This is a genomic window from Pseudomonas sp. Seg1 (assembly GCF_018326005.1).
Taxonomy (GTDB): domain Bacteria; phylum Pseudomonadota; class Gammaproteobacteria; order Pseudomonadales; family Pseudomonadaceae; genus Aquipseudomonas.
In genome coordinates this window covers 589,658-606,185 of sequence record NZ_AP021903.1, presented here as the reverse complement: position 1 = coordinate 606,185, position 16,528 = coordinate 589,658, and the positions used below count along the sequence as shown (strand labels likewise).

The following is a 16,528-nucleotide window of genomic DNA, read 5'->3' as shown; positions in this document are numbered from 1 at the left end:
CCTAAAACATCCATCGCGGTCATTCAGTCATATCTAGGAAACAGGGTTTACGACTGCTGAGCAGCCGATCGGGGATAAATCCCCTCGCCACAATAAGTGTTCCACGCGACTATTTGATCAACCTGCCCAAGCCATCCAGCAAACGCTGCAACGCGCCCTGGTTGCGGCGCATCACCGCCAGCCCGGCTTCGGCCATGCGCTGCGCATCACGCGGCAGTTCGAACAGGCGCTGCACTTCCACCGCCAGCCCTTCGGCATCATCCACCTCGGCCAACGCGCCAGCCTCACGCAATTGCGCGGCGATATCGAGGAAGTTGAACAGGTGCGGGCCACTCAACACCGGTTTCGCCAGCGCGGCGGGCTCCAGCAGGTTGTGCCCACCATTCGCCACCAAGCTGCCGCCGACAAACGCGCTGTCCGCCAGTGCATAGAGAAACAGCAACTCGCCCATGGTGTCGCCGAGCAGTACCGACTTCTGCGCATTGACACTGACGCCGGTCGAGCGACGCACCGTGGCAAAGCCTTCGCGCTGGCACAGTTCGAACACCGAGTTGAAACGCTCCGGATGACGCGGCACCAGAATCAGCAGCGCATTCGGATAGTTGGCGAGCAAGCGACGATGGGCGTCCAGCACCACTTCATCCTCGCCCTCGTGAGTGCTCGCAGCGATCCACACCGGACGCTCCAGCGCCTGCCATTGGCCGCGCAACTCAGCGGCTCGTTGCAGCAGCTGCGGGTCGATGGTCAGGTCAAATTTGATCGAGCCGGTCACCTCGACCGTCTCCGGGCGCGCACCGAGATCACGGAAGCGTTGCGCCTCAGTGGCGGTCTGCACGGCGAAAAAGCTCATCTCGGCGAGCATCGGCGCGGTCAGTTTGCTGAAACGCGCGTAACCGCGAGCCGAGCGCTCGGACAATCGGCCGTTGGCCAGCGCCACGGGAATCCCGCGTTTGGCGCATTGGTGAATGTGGTTGGGCCACAATTCGGTTTCCATGATCACCGCGAGTTTCGGTTGGGCACGATCGAGAAACCGCGCCGCCGCACACGGCAAGTCATACGGCAGATAACAATGCTGGATGCGCGGCTCATCGGCGAACAGTGCATGAATGCGCTCCGAACCCGTCGGGGTCATGCAGGTCACGGTAATCGGAAGCGTTGGATAACGTTGCAACAACGCGCGGATCATCGGCGCCGCGGCGATGCTTTCGCCCACCGACACCGCGTGCACCCAGATGCCGCCGGGGCGCAACGTCGGCATGCCATAAGTGAAACGCTCGCCAATCCGCTTGGCATACGCCGGTGCCTTGCGCGAGCGCAGCCACAGCCGAATCGCCACCAATGGCAGCCCCAGGTAAAACAGCGCGGTGTAGAGAGTTCTATTCATGGCGGCGGAGTTTATCGACTTTTGCCGTCGATCGCCTGCAAGTGCACGGCAAAACGTTCAGCCAGCCAACGCGCCGCCGGCCCCAGCGGTTCGTCGCGGCGCCAGACCAGCTCCACCACCAGCGCCGGCGGCGTCCATTCGCTGTCCAACTCAACCATCAAGCCCTGATACGCCGAGTACTGCACCACATGGCGCGGCAACCAGGCCCAGCCAAGATCGCGCACCAGCCATTCGGCCATCACGTAAAAACTGTCGGCACGCCATACCTGCGGGCTGGCCGGTTCGTTGCCGGGATAGACACTGGTTTGCGTCGACATCAACAACTGCCGGTGTTGCGCCAGTTGCTGGCAAGTGACCCAGGATTGCGTCGCCAACGGATGATTGATGCCGCAGACCGTGACCATTTCCACACTGCCGAGTACCCGCCGCTCCAGCGCTTCGGGGATTTCGTCGTGATAGAACAACAGCCCGAGATCGGCGCGGCGCTCGACCAGTTTGCGGGCGACCTCGCCTTGGGCGGCGCTGGTCAGTTGCACTTCCAGGCTGGGAAATTGCTCGGCCAGCGCACCGAAACTTTCCACCAGCGCCTGATAGGGCATCGCCTCATCCTGTGCCACGCGCAACTGCGCTTCCTGCCCGCGCATCATCGCCATGGCACGGCCGTTGAGGCGTTCGCATTGACGCAAGACTTCGCGGGCCTCTTCCAGCAACGCTTCTCCCGCTTCGGTGAGGCACGGCTGGCGACCGCTGCTACGCTCGAAGAGACTGACGCCCAGATCATCTTCAAGCAGGGCGATGGCGCTGCTGATCGCCGACTGCGCCTTGCGCTGCTTGCGCGCCACGGCGGAGAACGAGCGCTGTTCGGCGACATCGATAAAAACGCGTAGCTGATCGAGATTCCACTGCATGTTGCGTCACCAACCCATCTTGTAAACAGATAGGTAATGACTTTACCGCATCTGGTGAATCTCTAGAATGCCGCCTCAGCAAGCAACGTTTCCTATGAGGGTTTACACATGAACGCCTACGTCTATCTGGCCATTGCCATCTGCGCCGAAGTGATAGCCACCGTTTCGATGAAAGCGGTCAAGGGCATCAGTACGCCGCTGCCGCTGATTCTGGTGATCGTCGGCTACGGCATCGCCTTCTGGATGCTGACGCTGGTGGTGCGTACCGTGCCGGTGGGCGTGGCCTACGCGGTATGGGCCGGCATGGGCATCGTCATGGTCAGCGTGGCGGCGCTGTTTATCTATGGGCAGAAACTGGATATCCCGGCGATGCTCGGGATGGCGCTGATCGTGCTCGGCGTGGTCGTCATCCAGCTGTTCTCGAAAACCGCCGGCCATTAATCCCTCTCAAGCACATTCCAAAACCTGTGGCGAGGGAGCTTGCTCCCGCTCGGCTGCGTAGCAGTCGTAAAATCGCACACCACCGAGTGTCAGCAATAACTCGGTCTCAGGTTTTGGGCTCGCTTCGCGACCCAGCGGGAGCAAGCTCCCTCGCCGCAGGGGATTTGTCAGGCCAGAGGTTTTGCATTCGGCCTGTTGATCATCGACAAATCCGCCTCTTTCCCGAGTCTGTATACTGCGCCCTCGTCTTGAACACTGAGGTCGTTGCATGCCATCCGTTATTTCCACTGACGTTCTGATTGTCGGCGCTGGTGTCGCCGGCCTCTGGCTGAACGCGCGCCTGCGCCGTCAGGGTTTTTCGACCGTGCTGGTGGAAAGCGCCAGCCTCGGCGGCGGGCAGAGTGTGAAATCCCAGGGCATCATCCACGGTGGCGCCAAATACGCGCTGCACGGTGCGCTGACCGGCGCCTCGGAAGCCATTGCCGACATGCCACGCCGCTGGCGTGAAGCGCTGGCCGGCGACGGTGAACTGGACCTGTCCGGCGTGCGCCTGCTCTCCGAAGCGCATTACCTGTGGTCGCCGGGCACTCTGGCCGGCAACCTCACCAGTTTCTTCGCCAGCAAAGCCGTGCGTGGCCGTGTCGATCAGGTCAAGGGCGATCAATTGCCGCCGGCACTGCAGGACAAACGTTTCAAGGGCAAGGTCTATCGCCTCGCCGAACTGGTGGTCGATGTGCCGAGCCTGATTCAACGCCTGGCCGATCTGGCCGGCGACGGCTTGCTGGCCGGGCAAACCATCGAGCCGTTGCTGGAAGCGGGTGTGCTGGTCGGCTTGAAAGTCGACGGTCGCGAGATCCGTGCGCAGCGCATCGTCCTCAGCGCCGGCGCCGGCACCGCTGATCTGCTCACCGCTCTGGGCCTGAGCCATCCGGCCATGCAACGCCGGCCACTGCACATGATCATCGCCAAAGGCCCGGGCCTGAAACCGCTGTACGCACACTGCCTGGGCGGCGGCACCAAGCCGCGTATCACCGTGACCACGCACCCGGCGGCGGATGGCCAATGGGTCTGGTACATGGGCGGCGACATCGCCGAGAGCGAAGGTGTAAACCGCGAGCCCGCCGAGCAGATCGCCACCGCGCAGAAAGAAATCGCGCAGTTGCTGCCGTGGATCGACCTCAGCACCACGCAATGGGCGACCTTGCGCGTCGACCGTGCCGAGCCGCTGCAAACCGGCCTGACGCGCCCGGACAATGCCTTCCTCGCTGAAGAGGGACGCTTGCTGGTCGGCTGGCCGACCAAACTGGCGCTGGCTCCGGATTTTGCTGATCGGGTGATCGCCTCTCTGCAGCGCGACGGCATCCAGCCGCAAGCCGCCGAACCTTTGCCGCCCCTGCCAAAACCACCGCTGGGCGTGCCAGCCTGGGAGCAACTGCTGCCATGAGTATCGCTACCCTGCATGACTTGCATCGCCCGCTGGGCAGCACCGGCCTGACGGTTTCGCCACTGGGCCTGGGCACGGTCAAACTCGGCCGTGATCAAGGGGTGAAATACCCCAACGGTTTTCAGATCCCCGACGATGAGGCGGCGCGCATGCTGCTGCGGCAAGCGCAGGGTCTGGGCATCAACCTGATCGACACCGCGCCGGCTTATGGCCGCAGCGAAGAACGCCTCGGCCCGCTACTGCGGGGCCAGCGACAGGACTGGGTGATTGTCAGCAAGGTCGGCGAAGAGTTTGCCAACGGTGAGTCACGTCACGACTTCAGCGCGGCCCACACGCGCCTGTCGGTGGAGCGCAGCCTGCAACGTCTTGAAACCGATTTTATCGATCTGGTGCTGGTGCACTCCGACGGCAATGACATGGCGATCCTTGAGCACGAAGAGGTGTACGCCACACTCGCGGCGCTCAAGGCCGAGGGCAAGATTCGCGGCTTCGGTTTCTCCGGCAAAACCGTCGAAGGTGGCCTGAAGGCACTGGAGCAGGGCGACTGCGCGATGGTCACCTACAATCTGAACGAACAGAGCGAGAAGGCAGTCATTGACTATGCTGCTGCCCATGGCAAAGCCATTCTGGTGAAAAAAGCCCTGGCCAGCGGTCACGTTTGCCTGAGCCCAGGTGTGGACCCGGTGCGTGCCAGCTTCGAATTGCTGTTTGCCCAGCCCGGCGTAGCCAGTGCTATTGTCGGGACGATCAATCCGCTGCACCTCGCCCATAACGTTGCGACCGTTGCCCAGGTCCTTCGTGGTCACTGACGCCGCCCCGCGGCCTTAAGCAGGAGCCGATATGCCGCGCACGCTCATCAGAAAGAACCCGAGCAACTTCAAGACCCTGCCGCTGTTCGTCGAAGCCACCCCCGAAGGCCTGACCTATCAGAGCGTCGGCATGCCGCTGAACTTCGCGCAGACCTTGCAGCGACGCAAACCGGTGAGCGTGGCGGATGCCGAGCGCTTTTCGCTGGAGCTGGCGAATCTCGGAGTCTCGGTGCGCCTGACCCTGCATTGGCAGAATCGCGATTATTGGGTGCTGGTACGCCAGCGCCGGCAGGATCGCGGCGACGTGGTGCTGAAACTGATTTCCGGTTACGTACCGGCCCACGAACTGAATATTCCGCTGCACACGGCCATCCAGGAAATTGCCGAAGAGTGTTTGCTGGAAACCCCGGAAGGCTGGCTCGGCGGACGTTTCAACGACACGTGGCTGCCGGCGCCCTACTCCTCCGCGCTGCATTACCGCGAGGCCTTGCCGTTTCGGCTGACGCCGTTGTCCGGCTCGGCGCGCCCGATTCGTTGCGCTAACCTGCAATTGCTGGAACGGCCGCGCGCCTATGTGCATTTGCCGACCGCGTCGCTGCAATTGATCTATGACTTGCGTCTGGACGTGCCCAAGGAAGCCAAATCCCTGAGCCTGTTCCATGTCGATGAGCGCCTGGAAGGTGATCAACTGGTGGCACGGCTCGACCGCAAGCGCCCCGACCTCTATCTGATGCCGCTCAAGGACGGTGCACCACTGGCCGAACTCTATACCCTCAAGCGCGACAAACTCCTGCCGGCCGGCACCCGCGGACTTTACCTCGCAGAGAGCTTCGCAACTCAAGAGGGCTGGGTCGTACGCGATGAACGAATTCGCTGGAAGGACTGGGTCGTGCAGCAAGGCCTGCAACCCGCAAAGCCCCCTCGCACAGGCCTCAAGCAACTGAGTCTGAAGGCGTTGCGTCTGGTTGGCATCGGCAAGAAACGCGCGAGCAAATAGCCGGTTAGCGCTTGCTATCGATCCATGTGCGCAAGGTCGCGAAGAAATGGAAGTAGCGGTTTTCGCGCTTGCCCATGCCACGCTTGGGCGAGAACGACTCTTCGGCAAATGCGCCGGTAATGCGTACCCGTGATGCTTGGGTTTTCAATGTGCAAACCTTGGCATCGACCCGCTGCAATGCGTACTTGAGCAAACGCTCGGAGTGCAGCTTTCGCCCCGTCGCCTTGCAGAATTCGAAGATGCGCTCGATCCGCTTGCCGTAGGCGACGTAAGTGTCGCGCCCACAAATGGCAAAGCGGTCATTCAACCCGCCCCACCACTGCCAATCAGGAATGTAGGCATTGTGCCGCCGGGCCTCTGGATGATTGAACACATAAGCAGGCAGCGGGTTGTGGAAGAAATTGTCCGGTCGCACGAACACCACGTAATCCGGATCGAAGGCCTCGATCATCGTGGTCACGGTGTGCAGCGAGTTGAGCTGATAGATCAGGTTGCGCAGCGACGCGAAGTCATCGGCCCACGTGTCGCCTTGTGCCTTGACCTGCTCGAAATCCCAGCGCTCCAGCACGCCTTCGGTTGAAGTCAGCGTCCCGGTCATTGATTCGAACGGCTGATAGTTGTCTGCCGCCAGCTCGCCTTTTTCGCCGGAGCGCGAGTTCTGCACTTCATCGATTTTGTACAGGTGATAAAAACACTTTACGTCGCTGCCCGCAGGCAACTGCGCCAGGACGTTCTGCTCGATGGAGGGGAAGCAAATCGGCGAGTTTCTCGGAATCCCGAAAAAGGCCACGGCAATTTTCAACACTCAACAGCACCTTTTGAAAGTAGTTCGGGCCGGCCGGCGACAGGCTATCGCTTATTTCTGGCGGAACAGCTTTTGCCACCAGCGACGGGGTTGCAGGGGCACTACGATGACGTCCGACTTCTGCAGCCAGTCGCGCTCGTAATCCCAGGCGTGACCACCCCACAGCTTGCCGGCTTCGTTGGAAAAACCCAGAGTCATCAGTTGATAGGTGTAACCGGGTTGACCGCGCAACCAGTCGAGCAACACCAGCGTGTTGAAACCGGTTGTGGGGCCGACGTAACGCTTGCCTCCCGGCCGGTCGACCGGATAGTTCCACAGCGGCGGCAACGGGATGCGATCCCAGTACATCGCCACCCGCGGTAACGGGCACATCGGTGCCGCGCAACCGACCAGCAGGGTGAAACACCGTTCACTCGCCTGATTGATCAGTCGTTGTACGTCCGGCCCGTAAGGCAGGCCGAAAAAGTAATGGTCCGGGGCGTTATAGCCGTGCACAAAGACATTGGCGCTTTGCGCGTTGAGCAGCGCTGCCTTGATGCAGGTATTGAAGCTGACGACGACGTCATCGACGCCAATGTTCAGCGCCTGAACGTCCGCTGCCGTGATGGCCGGGTTGTTGGCAATCAGGATGACCCGCGCTGCGCGACTCAGGCACTCGCGCAACGCCTCGGGCAAAGCGCCCAACACCGACTGGTCACCACCGGGCAGCGCATCCAGCGCCATGTGTTCGTCCATCATTCAGACCGGCACCTTCATCCCGTGACGCAGCTTCACCCAGAACCGCGTAAATGCCGACGGCGGCTGCCATGGGCGCATCTCGCGCTGGATTTCAGCCGCGAGGGACTGGCCAACCCGCGCGAAGGAATAACGGCTCTGTGCAAAGGCCTGACCATTGCTGGCGATGCGATCCGCCAGCTCAGGGTTGCCTTGCAACAGTTTGATCTTTTCCACCGCTTCGTCTTCGCTGCGGTAGAACACGGTGTTGTGCATGTCTTCGAAACCGAGCAACTGGTCTTCTTCGCCCTGACTCCAGGCCAGCAGCACACAACCGCAGGCCATGGCTTCGAAATTCTTGATCATGAACTCGTTCATGCCGATATCGGCGCTGACAAAGATCCTGATGCGATTGAGCGTTTCGAGATACTCCGAGCCCGACTTCGTGCGCGTCACCAGCATCCCGGTTCGCTTCGACAGCGATTCGAGCAGTGCTTTGCGTTCGGCATATTCGGTGCTTTTCAGGCTGCCGAGAAAACCGACGGGAATGTCCCGCTCAGTGCCGATGTTGCGCAGCATCTGCTCGTCGTAACCCTTGGAGACGAACACTGTATCAATGCCTTCAGCGAGCATTTTGCGCGCGACCACCGCGCCGGATACCAGTGCGCGGCAGCTCGGCAGACGGCTGTAGAGCCGCGAATACACGCCCCGATACTTACTGGCAGGCATGTAGTTCTGGTAGGCGTCGTGTTCGAGAAAGATCAGCCCGGGAATGCACTTGAGCACCCGCAGTTGCGGGGCCAGGCGCTTGACCCGGGAGAAGATCACCACGCGGTCGAACATCTGGTAATCGACCGAGGCCAGAAACGGCCCGAGGTTCATCTGTTGCTGTTTGCTCAGACGGTAGATGACACATTCATCACAGTTCTGCTGCACGATGTCGTAGAGCCGGTCAAGAATGACCCGCTGCTCGTCCATCACCAGGAGCATGACTTTCATAAGTTAATTGACCACGCGACATAGGCAGGCAAGCGCATCGGATTCAAACCTGCCAACATCAACGGAAACGGTTAGATCCCCAAGGCAAAATCCGTTCACACGCAGTACACAACGGTAAAGATTCATCTGCTCAACGACTGCGGATTTTTTCGACAATCGCTGTTGTCGAGCTGTTTTCCACCAGTCCCAGCACTTTCACGGTGCCGCCATAAGCCGACACGATATCGGCACCCACCACTTGGTCGATCCCGTAATCGCCGCCCTTGACCAACACGTCCGGCTTGACCTCACGCAGCAGGTTTTCCGGTGTGCCTTCAGGGAAGCTGATGACCCAGTCCACAGCCCCGAGCCCGGCCAGAACCGCCATACGCCGGTCAACACTGTTGATCGGGCGCCCCGGCCCTTTCAGTCGGCTGACGGACGCATCGTCGTTGACCGCGACGATCAGACGATCGCCCTGGGCTCGCGCCTGCTCCAGATAAGTCACGTGGCCGGCATGCAGGATGTCGAAACAGCCATTGGTGAAGACGATCTTCTCGTTGTGCGCGCGGGCATCGGCCACCGCCAGCAGCAACTGCTCGAGGCCCAGCACACCGCGCTCGGAGCCTTCTTCGCGCTGAATGGCGCGACGCAGTTCCGGGGCGCTGATGGCAGCGGTACCGAGCTTGCCGACGACGATGCCGGCGGCCAGATTGGCCAGTGCCACAGCGTGCGGAAGCTCTTCGCCGGCGGCAATGGCAGCGGCCAGGGTCGAAATCACCGTGTCACCGGCGCCGGTGACATCGAACACTTCACGGGCACGGGCCGGCAGGTGCAGTGCCGGATGATCCGGACGCAGCAGGGTCATACCGTGTTCGCCTCGAGTGACCAGCAGCGCACCGAGTTCGAGATCGTGCATCAGGGTTGCGCCCTTGCTCACCAGTTCGTGTTCATCGGCGCAACCGCCGACGATGGCTTCGAACTCACTGAGGTTCGGGGTGATCAGGCTGGCGCCACGGTAGATCGAGAAATCCTTGCCTTTCGGATCGGCCAGCACCGGAATGTTTTTTGCCCGGGCCGCCTGGATCAGCGCCTGATGGTTTTTCAGCGCGCCTTTGCCGTAGTCGGACAACACCAGGACCTTGATGCCTTCGAGCAGGTCGTCGACCTGCGAGCCAAGGGCCAGGGCGTCAGTGGCAAACGGTTCTTCAAAGTCGATACGCAGCAGTTGCTGGTGCCGGCTCATGACCCGCAGCTTGACGATGGTTGGCTGGTGCGCGATGCGCTGGAACAGGGCCCGAACGCCCGCGCCTTTGAGACTGTTGCTCAGGCTGTCGGCGGCTTCGTCATCACCGGTCACACCGACCAGAGACGCCGGCGCACCCAGCGCGGCAATGTTCAAGGCAACGTTCGCGGCGCCGCCCGGACGGTCTTCGATTTGCTCGACCTTAACGACCGGCACCGGTGCCTCAGGGGAAATCCGTGAGGTTCCGCCATGCCAGTAGCGGTCGAGCATGACATCGCCGACTACCAAGACCGGGGCTTGATCGAAACGCGGCATGGACAACTTCATGGAGCAACCCACATACAAAATGAACAGGGGCGCGATATTAACACAGGGTAAAGCGCCGTCCGCCTCAATCTGAAAGGTCGCGCACCCAGAACAATTCGTGGCGCCGGACCGCCTTGCGGAAAAATTCGTTACTGCCCGTGACAGGCCAGCGGCGCCCCGCCAGTCCGTGCTGGATCCAGCGACGCAATTGCCGCTTGAACACTTGCCCACCCTGCAAATCATGCTCCATGGCCAGTGCCATGGCCTTGTCCAGTTGCACGTCGGCTGACAGCAGCGGGCTCCACAAGCGATCGGCTGGCAATGCCTCGATGGCCGGCGGCAGCGCGATACCGGCACCTGCCGGCCCCATCGGCCAACGGTCGTTGTCATGCAGATGATTGGCGTACATCAGCAGGGTCGTCGGCTTCCAGTTGCTGCGGCCAACGGCCTCAAGCAGCGCCTGAGTGGCGGCGACGTGGTCACTGTGCGGGTCCAGTTCGGGATGCGGTGTCACCAGCACTTGCGGACGATAGTGCTCCAGCAGGGCCACCAGGTCGCCGACCAGATTCTTCCAGGTCGGTTGCCCGTCAAGATCACCAGGCAAGATCAGCGGGTTGTGTCGGCGCACGCTGCGCACATCGTTTTCCTGCGACTCGCGAGAGCCAAACGCCTTGCCTGGCTCGGCGGCCATTGCAGGCAATTGCAGACAGTAGTAACCCAGTTGCACGCAACGTTCTGCGGGCACCCCGCCCCACAGCGGAATCACCAGACTGTCCCAGCTGCGCAAGCGGCCTTTCAAGCGTGCGGCAGCGGCTTGATCAAGGCCCAGTCGCTGGAAGTCTTCAGCCTCGATCTCGCCTTGGGTAAGGGTGACGATGCTGACGTCTTCGCTGCGACTGTAAAGGCCGAATGCCGCAAGCTCGGCATCATCGGCATGCGGCGCGATGACCATGACGCGCTGGCGAGCGTAGTCAGGGTTGGCCATGACCCACAGCGTGCCCGTGGCACCCGGCGTGCAATGGTGCCCGCTCAGCGTCAGCGAACCCTGGCCCAGCGCCGTTGCTTGTCCGGAAAGGTTGAGAAAACGCCGCCCTTTGACCCCACGTTCAAAATCCTGGCGATCATTGCCGACCTGAACATACGGATCGAGCCAGCGCCCCAGCCAACCGGCCTTCACTTCAAGCTCGAGAATCAGCGTTTCACCCGGGGCCAATGGCTCGCTCAGGCGCACAACACCGCCATCCAGGCTAACGGCCTGACGCGCAGTATTCGCGGGAAACCGGTATTGATAATCGTCGCCGGGGCGGTAAAACAAATGATCGGCAAACCACGCTTCGTGGGCAACCCAGGCAAGCACCAGCAACAGCGGCACCAGCCACCAGGCGATCAACACACCGATCAGCAACAGCGACACCAGAAAGGCGACGAGGAACAGACGCTTGCTGCGCCGATGGGCCTTGAGAAGCTGTTGCTTGCGAGCACTCATGGGTTCAGACCTTGTAGACCGGCACCGTGTGGCACCAGCGATCCTTGTACTCACGGTCGGCACGACCGAATGAATAACGCAGCGGCTTGCCCAGTGCTTGCGCGTCAGCCCAGGCCTGCTGGGTGTTGACGAAGCTCAGTACGCTGCCGGGGCTGAATTCGCGACTCTGCGGGTCGACGCCACCGTTGATGTACTCCAGCGAAACCCATTGCGGTGCCTCGACACGGTACAGAACCTGAATCGCCACCGGCGCCGATTCAAGCATGGCCACCGAACCGGTCATGAATTCGCGCAACAAGGTGAAAACCTCGACGAGCCCGGCCTTGCCAGGCACTTCGAAGCCCCAGCGACGCTCGAACAGATCGCCATATGCCTGCGCTTGCTCTGCCGGAGAAAACTCCGACATCGGCACCAGCGAGCCACCCGCCTCTTCCAGCAGACGCTGTTCGCGACGCTGGTTGTAGCGAAATTTCTTCGAATACTCTTCCGGCAACCGGGCCAGGGCCAAGCCCTCCGGTTGGGTTTTCAGGGTGCTGATCTGCTCGGCATTGATCTGGGAGACATACGCCATGCGCTGGCGGACCGGCACGACGACATCCGGCGCGATCGGCAGGATAATTTCCGCATTGCCCATGTCGAGCAACCCACGCTTGCCTTCACGCTTGAGGACTTCCTTGGACAAGGCCACATGCCGCCCCCAGCTGGGAATGGCGGCAACCACCTCACCGCCAACGATCCAGCCCAGGTAGCGCAGTTCGATCCCGACGAATGTCGACAGTCGCTCGACCACCTCGGGATGCGTCGCAAAGCTGCCACCGAAACGCAGCCAGGCTTGAGCGTAGGCATCCCGGTCAATTTCGCTCCAGCCACGTTCACGAAAGCTGCGAAACACCCTCAGCATACGTTGGTCACGTGGGCCGGCTGCGGCTCGTCACCCTCTTCGAACTCTTTGGCATGCAGGCGCGAGTAATAGCCGTTCTGCTCCAGCAGTTGTGCGTGGGTGCCACGCTCGACAATCCGGCCTTCGTCCATGACCAGAATCAGATCGGCCTTCTCGATGGTGCTCAAGCGGTGCGCGATCACCAGAGTCGTGCGGTTCTGCACCACATGATCCAGCGCTGCCTGAATATGCCGCTCCGACTCGGTATCCAGTGCAGAAGTGGCCTCGTCGAGAATCAGCAGCGGTGCATCCTTGAGCAGGGCGCGGGCGATGGCAATGCGCTGACGCTGGCCACCGGACAGCAGCACTCCGTTCTCGCCGACCATGGTTTCATAGCCCTGCGGCATCTTGACGATGAACTCATCGGCATAGGCCTCGGAGGCCGCGCGTTTGACTTCCTCGAAAGGCGCGCCGGCCAGATCGCCGTAAGCGATGTTGTTGGTCACCGTATCGTTGAACAACGTCACCGCCTGGGTCACCAGCGCAATCTGGCGACGCAGGCTGCGCAGGGTGAAATCCTGCACTTCCACGCCATCGAGCAGAATCTGCCCGTGTTCATGCTGATAAAAGCGCGGAATCAACCCGGCCAGAGTGGACTTGCCGCTGCCGGAACGGCCGACCAGAGCGACCATTTGCCCAGGCTCCACGACGAAGCTGATGTCGTTGAGTACCTGTTTGTCGGTGTCCGGGTACTGGAAGCTGAGATTGCGCACTTCCAGTCGGCCTTCAAGGCGATCGCGCTCGACCGTACCCTGATCCACTTCGGCCGGCTCATCGAGCTGCTCGAAGATACTCTCGGCACCGGCCACACCTTTCTGAATGGTCGAGCTGACTTCGGAGAGTTGGCGAATAGGCTTCGGCAACAGACCGGCCATGGTGATGTAGGCCACCAGATCGCCCGGCGATGCATCACCGCGAAGGTACAGCACAAGGAACATGACCACGGCCATGGCGCTGTACGTCACCAGTTGCAGCATCGGCGTGTAGACCGCGCCGGTCTTGGTCATCGTCAGCTGCTTGTCGGTGTTGCTCTGGCTGGCATCGCGAAAGCGGTCCTTTTCATAGACTTCGCCGCCGAAACTGCGCACCACACGGTAACCATGGATCGTCTCGGAGGCGACGTGCGTGACGTTGCCCATCGACACCTGGATCTTTTTGCTTTGCTTGCGGAATTTCTTGCTGGTGCTGTTCACCATGATGCCGATGACCGGCAGGATGGCCACCATCACCAGCGTGAGTTTCCAGTTCATCCACAACAGGGTGCAGAACAGGAAAATCACGGTCATGCCTTCACGGATGACCACTTTGATCGCGTCCGTCGCAGCGCCGGTGACCATCGTCACGTTGAAGGTGATTCGGGAAATCAGATGCCCGGAGTTGTTCTTGTCAAAGAACCGGTTGGGCAGCTCCAGCAACTTGTTGAACAGCACCACCCGCAGGTCATGCACCAGGCCCAGGGAAACCCGAGCCAGGAAGAAGTTGCCTAGATACGAACCCACGCCCTGCAACAGCGCAATGAACACGATCATCAGCGGCACGGTTTCGAGCAATTGCAATTTGCCCAGGTACGGGTTGCCCGGAAACAGGCTGGCCTCAGGATTGGCCAGGCCATCGACAAAGTACTTTAGGATGTAAGCGAGCATCGGCTGAGTCGATGCGAAGATCAGAAACCCGACGATGCTGAGAAGGAAGAGACCGGCGTAAGGCCGCACGTAAGCCAAAAGGCGGAAGTAGATCGCCAGCGTTGACTGGGCTTTCGGTTCAGGACTGCTCATGGTGATCCGCACAATTCAGTGAGGCGGGGATGATATCACACGCGTTTTTCCCCCGATAAACATGACTGCAAGCCAGCCTTTGACCAAGTCGGTTAAGATACCCCGCTAATGATGGGGAGCCAGACATGCAATCGATTGACCACAGCACTTACGAGGCACTGCGCGAAGGTGCACACGTATTGGAAGCCGACGGTTCCGGCGACAAGGTGCTCAGATTGGCCGATGGACGCATGCTCAAGCTGTTCCGTCGCAAGCGGCTGCTCAGTTCGGCGCTGTTCTATCCCTATGCGCAGCGCTTTGCCGACAACACCCGGGCACTGGAGCAGCGCGGCATTCTCTGTCCGACCGTCATTGCGGTGTATCGCATTCCGAGTATCGAGCGCGATGGCGTTTATTACAGCCCGCTGGCGGGCGATACGGTGCGCCAGTTGCAAGGCAGCAGTGAAGGGAATGATGCGTTGAGGTTCCAATTGGGCGGATATTTCGCTCAATTGCATGAAAAAGGCGTGTATTTTCGCTCGCTGCACTTCGGCAATGTCGTACTCACACCCGATCACCAACTGGGCCTGATCGACATCGCCGACCTGCGCTGCCAGAGACGCGCACTCAGCGACAGCAAACGCCTGCGCAACTTCGCCCATTTGCTGCGCTATAAAGAAGACCGCCAATGGTTGCTGGGCGAAGACGCTGGCGACACCTTCATCGAAGGCTACCGCCAGGCCCTGCCAAGCAACCGGCAAGCGCCACTGATCTCGCGCCTGCGTCCGCTGCTGGGTTGAGCCTTAGCGGCCGATGACCAGCAGCGTTGCACCTTTGCGGTTGGCGAAATGCTCGAGGATGCGCAACTTGTGCGCCTCCAGCCATTCCTTCAGCCAGGGCTCGTCACCCTTCGCCTCAATCACAAAATAGCGATAGTCGCCGGCATGGGCGGTGGACATCGCCTCTTCCTGGGTCAGAACGGGCAACACGTAGCCGCGACCGGCGTAGTAGCTGATCCGCCCATCTGCGAAGTATGTCGACGCATCCGGCTCGACATGGGAGGACATCCAGCGCCCGGCCTCGACATAGTGGGTTTTGCCGGCCCCGGTGGAGATGACGTTCGACAGCATCACCAGCAACCCCACGATAACCAGCCACTTGCCCCAACGCGGGAACTCGCGAACAAAAGCGGCCAGTCCCAGTGCCAGCACCGGCACAAACAACAGATTGAGAAAGCTCAGGTAGCGAGTGTTCATGAACTGTTGCTTGATGAAAAACAGCACCAGCACCACCAGGTACAACAGCGCCGTCCAGGCGAAGGGGCGGTAGTCACGCCAGTAGGTGCCTAGCACTCCCCAGTTGCGGCGCAGGATGAACGGAACGGCGAAAGGTCCCATCAACTTGACGAAACTGATAGTCATGGTCGCCAGGATGCCAAAGAAAATGATTCGGCCGGCTTCGTCCTGGGAGTACTTGTTAATGAGCGAGTTGGCAAACTGATCACACAGCATCTGAAACGAAGACAAGACACTGTGCGGCGCAATCATGTCCAGATAAAGCATCAGGCGGGCCGACAGGAGCGCGCCCGACACACATATACCCAACAGGCCCAGAATCGGTAATAGCGAAAACTGAAAGAATTGCAGGCGTCGTGTGGACGACCAGAGGTTTGGCAACTGCCACAGCGCCAACGCCGGCAACAGCAGCAACGCCTCCAGGCGGAAAAAGGCTGCTCCGATAATCGCCAGATGAATGAACGCCGCGCGTAGCCAGCCGCCACGGGTTTGCCAGCGCAATGCAAACCACAGCGCCAGCGTGCAGAAAAACCAGAAACCGCATTCACGGATGATGTCATTTCGAAAGGCATTGACCGCTGGCATTGCCAGCACCACCAGACAAGCCCAGCGGGTGACGTGCGCAGAACGCTGACGTACGCAGTCCACCATCAATGCACTGGTGCCGGCGAAGAAGAGGCCACACCAGAGATAGGCGCTCAGTTCCAATGGTAAATGCAGGATCAGATGCGTGCCGGCGAGCAGAAAGGAAAACCACGGCCAGTCGAAAGTTGCCCAAGCCACATTGGGACCGTGCTCGGTAACTTGTTGCGCAATATCGATGTACAGCGCGGCATCTCGCCCGACTGTCGCGGTGCCCATGACCGCAATCAGCGACAGCAGCACACTGCCCAGAAACGCCAGCCATACCGGGTATTCATCGATGATTCTGGAGACCCGAGTTGCCACTTTAACGCCCGTACCTTTCACCCAGCCACCTCAATGACACTCGTTACGTGGTACGCACATGTGTTCGCGAACC

The 16,528-nt window shown here is 60.6% G+C and carries 15 protein-coding genes; 5 read left to right on the top strand and 10 right to left on the bottom strand.

Translation table 11 applies throughout. The features are described 5' to 3' along the window. Nucleotides 1-109: 109 nt before the first annotated feature. Both waaA and KI231_RS02585 read right to left on the bottom strand, forming a co-directional pair. The gene (gene waaA / locus KI231_RS02590; protein WP_213027353.1) at nucleotides 110-1,384 is read right to left on the bottom strand and encodes a lipid IV(A) 3-deoxy-D-manno-octulosonic acid transferase; all 1,275 of its coding nucleotides are present in this window, start codon (nucleotides 1,382-1,384) and stop codon (nucleotides 110-112) included. Between the two features lie 11 nt (nucleotides 1,385-1,395). Beyond that, the gene (locus KI231_RS02585; RefSeq protein ID WP_213027352.1) at nucleotides 1,396-2,292 is read right to left on the bottom strand and encodes a LysR family transcriptional regulator; all 897 of its coding nucleotides are present in this window, start codon (nucleotides 2,290-2,292) and stop codon (nucleotides 1,396-1,398) included. 108 nt (nucleotides 2,293-2,400) lie between these two features. On the opposite strand from KI231_RS02585, the gene KI231_RS02580 reads away from it, so the two are divergent. The 4 genes from KI231_RS02580 to KI231_RS02565 all read left to right on the top strand — a co-directional run bounded on the left by KI231_RS02580 (nucleotide 2,401) and on the right by KI231_RS02565 (nucleotide 5,983). Then, complete coding sequence (locus tag KI231_RS02580; RefSeq protein ID WP_103304632.1) at nucleotides 2,401-2,733, top strand: DMT family transporter; 333 nt, start codon at nucleotides 2,401-2,403, stop codon at nucleotides 2,731-2,733. Between the two features lie 268 nt (nucleotides 2,734-3,001). Further along, nucleotides 3,002-4,177, top strand: a complete 1,176-nt coding sequence (locus tag KI231_RS02575) for an NAD(P)/FAD-dependent oxidoreductase (RefSeq protein WP_213027351.1) — start codon at nucleotides 3,002-3,004, stop codon at nucleotides 4,175-4,177. Continuing rightward, nucleotides 4,174-4,986 carry an aldo/keto reductase gene (locus KI231_RS02570; protein ID WP_213027350.1) on the top strand — a complete coding sequence of 271 codons (813 nt, stop codon included), beginning with the start codon at nucleotides 4,174-4,176 and terminating at the stop codon, nucleotides 4,984-4,986. Before KI231_RS02575 ends, KI231_RS02570 begins: the two co-directional genes overlap by 4 nt. Nucleotides 4,987-5,017: 31 nt before the next feature. Continuing rightward, nucleotides 5,018-5,983 (top strand): metal ABC transporter ATPase, encoded by a 966-nt coding sequence (locus KI231_RS02565; RefSeq protein WP_103304629.1) that lies wholly within the window; start codon nucleotides 5,018-5,020, stop codon nucleotides 5,981-5,983. Nucleotides 5,984-5,987: 4 nt separating this feature from the next. On the opposite strand, the gene KI231_RS02560 is transcribed toward KI231_RS02565, so the two are convergent. The 7 genes from KI231_RS02560 to msbA all read right to left on the bottom strand — a co-directional run bounded on the left by KI231_RS02560 (nucleotide 5,988) and on the right by msbA (nucleotide 14,233). Then, on the bottom strand, nucleotides 5,988-6,788 hold the full coding sequence (locus KI231_RS02560; protein ID WP_213027349.1) for a hypothetical protein: 801 nt from the start codon (nucleotides 6,786-6,788) through the stop codon (nucleotides 5,988-5,990). 51 nt (nucleotides 6,789-6,839) lie between these two features. Continuing rightward, complete coding sequence (locus KI231_RS02555; protein WP_213027348.1) at nucleotides 6,840-7,526, bottom strand: hypothetical protein; 687 nt, start codon at nucleotides 7,524-7,526, stop codon at nucleotides 6,840-6,842. Continuing rightward, nucleotides 7,527-8,501: a glycosyltransferase family protein gene (locus tag KI231_RS02550; protein ID WP_213027347.1), complete on the bottom strand. Its 975-nt coding sequence runs from the start codon at nucleotides 8,499-8,501 to the stop codon at nucleotides 7,527-7,529. A 130-nt stretch (nucleotides 8,502-8,631) separates the two neighbouring features. Continuing rightward, on the bottom strand, nucleotides 8,632-10,053 hold the full coding sequence (gene hldE, locus KI231_RS02545; protein ID WP_103304713.1) for a bifunctional D-glycero-beta-D-manno-heptose-7-phosphate kinase/D-glycero-beta-D-manno-heptose 1-phosphate adenylyltransferase HldE: 1,422 nt from the start codon (nucleotides 10,051-10,053) through the stop codon (nucleotides 8,632-8,634). 64 nt (nucleotides 10,054-10,117) lie between these two features. Continuing rightward, on the bottom strand, nucleotides 10,118-11,518 hold the full coding sequence (locus KI231_RS02540; RefSeq protein ID WP_213027346.1) for a PIG-L deacetylase family protein: 1,401 nt from the start codon (nucleotides 11,516-11,518) through the stop codon (nucleotides 10,118-10,120). A 4-nt stretch (nucleotides 11,519-11,522) separates the two neighbouring features. Continuing rightward, nucleotides 11,523-12,419 carry a GNAT family N-acetyltransferase gene (locus tag KI231_RS02535; protein WP_213027345.1) on the bottom strand — a complete coding sequence of 299 codons (897 nt, stop codon included), beginning with the start codon at nucleotides 12,417-12,419 and terminating at the stop codon, nucleotides 11,523-11,525. Continuing rightward, the gene (gene msbA / locus KI231_RS02530) at nucleotides 12,413-14,233 is read right to left on the bottom strand and encodes a lipid A export permease/ATP-binding protein MsbA (protein ID WP_103304623.1); all 1,821 of its coding nucleotides are present in this window, start codon (nucleotides 14,231-14,233) and stop codon (nucleotides 12,413-12,415) included. Before msbA ends, KI231_RS02535 begins: the two co-directional genes overlap by 7 nt. Nucleotides 14,234-14,358: 125 nt before the next feature. On the opposite strand from msbA, the gene KI231_RS02525 reads away from it, so the two are divergent. Then, nucleotides 14,359-15,012: a protein kinase family protein gene (locus KI231_RS02525; RefSeq protein WP_103304622.1), complete on the top strand. Its 654-nt coding sequence runs from the start codon at nucleotides 14,359-14,361 to the stop codon at nucleotides 15,010-15,012. A 3-nt stretch (nucleotides 15,013-15,015) separates the two neighbouring features. Here the strand turns inward: KI231_RS02525 and KI231_RS02520 are convergent, their stop codons facing one another. Next, nucleotides 15,016-16,476: a glycosyltransferase family protein gene (locus KI231_RS02520; RefSeq protein WP_103304621.1), complete on the bottom strand. Its 1,461-nt coding sequence runs from the start codon at nucleotides 16,474-16,476 to the stop codon at nucleotides 15,016-15,018. Nucleotides 16,477-16,528: the final 52 nt, after the last annotated feature.